The following is a 3,029-nucleotide window of genomic DNA, read 5'->3' on the forward strand; positions in this document are numbered from 1 at the left end:
GGCATGGGTGACCTGCGAAGGTGTCAGGGAACGGCGTCGCGGACCTCGACCAGCACCGGGCACGGGGCGTGGTCGATGGTCCATTGGCCGACGGAACGCTCGAACAGCCGCTCCATCCGGGAAAGATGCCGGTGACCGATGACAATCAGGTCGCAGTCGTGCTGGCGGGCGTAATCGCACAGGACCTGGGCCGGTTCCCCGGCGGGGTGGCTGGCCACGCCATCGATGCCGCGCTCGCGCAGCTGGTCCAGCGCGGTGGTCAGCAGCTGCACGGCCTGATGGCGCTGGTCGTCCGCGGCCACGTACTCGGTGCGGTCGGCACGCGGCGCATCGTCGGCCAGCGCAAAGGCCGGGTCCAGCACGCACAGCAGGTGCAGGCGGGTGTGCGGGGTGGCCAGTGACGCGGCCAGTGCCAGCACCTGGGCGTGCTGGGGGCCGCCGTCGATGGCGACCAGAACGGTGGTGAACATGCGGCATCTCGCAGGGGGGACGGGGATGGTCGCGCAAAGCACCCCGCACACCCATGCCGTGCGCCGCAGGCATGGATTGCGCCAAACGCACGAATTCTGGAATTGGCATGCCGTAAAGTGACTGCCATCCTCCCTGTGTGCCGCCGCCATGCCCGACCTGAACCTGCTGCTTGCCCTGGACGTGCTGATCGAGGAGGGCAGCGTGGTCGGTGCCGCGCGGCGGATGAACCTGAGCGCGCCGGCGATGAGCCGCACCCTGGGCCGCATCCGCGAGGCGGTGGGCGACCCGGTGCTGGTGCGCTCGGGCCGGGGGCTGGCGCCCACCCCACGCGCGCTGCAGCTGCGCGAGCAGGTGCGTGAGGTGATCGAACAGGCGCACCTGGTGTTCAACGCTGGCCGCGAGGTCGACATGCTGACCCTGGAGCGCACCTTCAGCATCCGCGCCAACGATGTGTTCGTGGGTACCTACGGCGGCCGCATGCGCGAGCTGTTCCAGGCCCAGGCACCGCGCGCGGTGCTGCGCTTCGTGCCTGAAGGCGACGGCGATGACGACGCCATGCAGCAGGGTCGCATCGACCTGCACATCAGCACCGCCGGCAAGCATGGCGCCGATACCAAGGTGCAGAACCTGTTCAGTACCTCGTTCTTCGGGGCCGCGCGCGAGGACCACCCGCTGTTTGCCGAGGAGATCACCGTGCAGCGCTTCGTTGCCTACGACCACATCGCGGTGTCGCGGCGCGGCCGCCCGCACGGGCCGATCGACGATTACCTGACCACGCAGGGCCTGCAGCGCCGGGTGGCGCAGATCATGCCCACCTTCCATTCGGCGATCTTCGCCGCGGCCGACTCGGACCTGATCCTGCCGCAGATGCCGAGCGTGATGCTGGGCCGGCTGGAACGGCTGGGCGTGCCGCTGCGGCTGTTCGAACTGCCGATTCCGGTCAGCACGGCCGTTGTGGTGCAGGCATGGCACCCGCGCCTGGACAGCGATCTGGCGCATCGTTGGCTGCGCCGCAGCATCAAGGCCCTGTGCGACGCACAGTCAGGCCTGGCCTGAGTCCGGGCACGCGCGCATGGCGCGCCGGGTGACGATCGAGGCGTGCGCCTGATGCATTCGTGGATTGGCCGGCGCAGCATTTTTCGCAGCATGCGCGCTGCCTAGACTGCCGCTCCCCGTCGTGGAGTGGTTGCCATGTTCCTGCTGTATGCCGTGCACCGTGCCGTTGCTGGCGGTGCACGATGACTGCGCTGAGCGCACCCGTGCCGGCCACCGCCGCACCCGCCGCGCCGGCGTCGCCCCCGCAGGCCGTGCTGAGCCCGCGCCTGGCAGTGGGCCTGTGCGGGGTGCTGCTGGCGGTGCTGATCTCGGGCATCAACGAAAACGTCACCAAGGTCGCGCTGGCCGATATCCGCGGTGCGATGGGTTTCAGCGTCGACCAGGGCAGCTGGATCGTGGCGGTGTACACGGCGATGTCGGTCAGCGCGATGGCGTTTGCGCCATGGTGTGCGGTGACGTTCTCGCTGCGTCGCTTCGCGATGTGCATGATCGGCGCCTTCATGTTGCTGGGCGTGCTGTGCCCGCTGGCCCCGGACCTGCCTTCCTTTCTGATCCTGCGCGCGCTGCAGGGCCTGGCCGGCGGCGCGTTGCCGCCGCTGCTGATGAGCGTGGCGCTGCGCTTCCTGCCGCCGGGCATCAAGTTGTACGGGCTGGCCGGCTACGCACTCACCGCCACGTTCGGACCCAGCCTGGGCACGCCGATGGCGGCGCTGTGGGTGGAGTACGTGGGCTGGCACTGGGCGTTCTGGCAGATCGTGCCGTGGTGCATCGCGGCCATCGCCATGGTTGGCTGGGGCCTGCCGCAGGATCCGCTGCGGCTGGAGCGGTTTGCACAGTTCAACGGGTTGGGCCTGGCGTTGGGCCTGCCGGCGCTGGTGATGCTGGTGCTGGGGCTGGTGCAGGGGCCGCGGCTGGACTGGTTCGCCTCGCCGCTGATCTGCACGCTGCTGGGCGGCGGCAGCGGCCTGCTGGTGCTGTTCCTCTACAACGAATGGTCGCACCCGTTGCCGTTCTTCAAGCTGCAGCTGCTGGCCAACCGCAACCTCAGTTACGCGCTGATCACCCTGGGCGGGGTGCTGTTCGTGCTGCTGGCGGTGATCCTGATTCCCTCCAGCTTCCTGGCCCAGGTGCAGGGCTACCGGCCGCTGCAGACCGCGCCGCTGATGCTGTGGGTGGCCCTTCCGCAGCTGCTGGCCCTGCCGTTGGTGGCCACGCTGCTCAACCAGCGCCGGGTGGACTGCCGCTGGGTGCAGGCCACCGGGTTGGCGTTGCTGGCGCTGGCCTGTTGGCTGGGCAGCCACCTGGGCACCGACTGGAACCGCGACAACTTCGTGCTGCTGCAACTGGTGCAGATCTTCGCCCAGCCGATGGCGGTGCTGCCGCTGTTGCTGCTGGCCACCGGCAGCCTGGCGCCGGCCGATGGCCCGTTCGCCTCGGCCTGGTTCAACACGGTCAAGGGCTTTGCCGCCGTGCTGGCCGGCGGCGTGCTTGAGGCGGTGACC

The 3,029-nt window shown here is 69.5% G+C and carries 3 protein-coding genes; 2 read left to right on the forward strand and 1 reads right to left on the reverse strand.

Going from position 1 to position 3,029, the window contains the following annotated elements; genetic code table 11:
- Nucleotides 1–23: 23 nt before the first annotated feature.
- The gene (locus DBR34_RS05660) at nt 24–470 is read right to left on the reverse strand and encodes a universal stress protein (protein ID WP_128096044.1); all 447 of its coding nucleotides are present in this window, start codon (nt 468–470) and stop codon (nt 24–26) included.
- 148 nt (nt 471–618) lie between these two features.
- On the opposite strand from DBR34_RS05660, the gene DBR34_RS05665 reads away from it, so the two are divergent.
- Nucleotides 619–1,527, forward strand: coding sequence for a LysR family transcriptional regulator (locus tag DBR34_RS05665; RefSeq protein WP_128096045.1), 909 nt, complete (start codon nt 619–621; stop codon nt 1,525–1,527).
- 182 nt (nt 1,528–1,709) lie between these two features.
- A partial coding sequence (locus DBR34_RS05670; RefSeq protein WP_258223695.1) for an MFS transporter occupies nt 1,710–3,029 on the forward strand: 1,320 nt, incomplete at its 3' end.

It is taken from the genome of Stenotrophomonas sp. HMWF003 (assembly GCF_003061285.1).
Classification (GTDB): domain Bacteria; phylum Pseudomonadota; class Gammaproteobacteria; order Xanthomonadales; family Xanthomonadaceae; genus Stenotrophomonas; species Stenotrophomonas maltophilia_AP.

Coding starts and splice junctions, on each gene's coding strand:
- DBR34_RS05660 (WP_128096044.1), bottom strand. CDS start 470: ATGTTCACCACCGTTCTGGTCGCCATCGACGGCGGCCCCCAGCACGCC.
- DBR34_RS05665 (WP_128096045.1), top strand. CDS start 619: ATGCCCGACCTGAACCTGCTGCTTGCCCTGGACGTGCTGATCGAGGAG.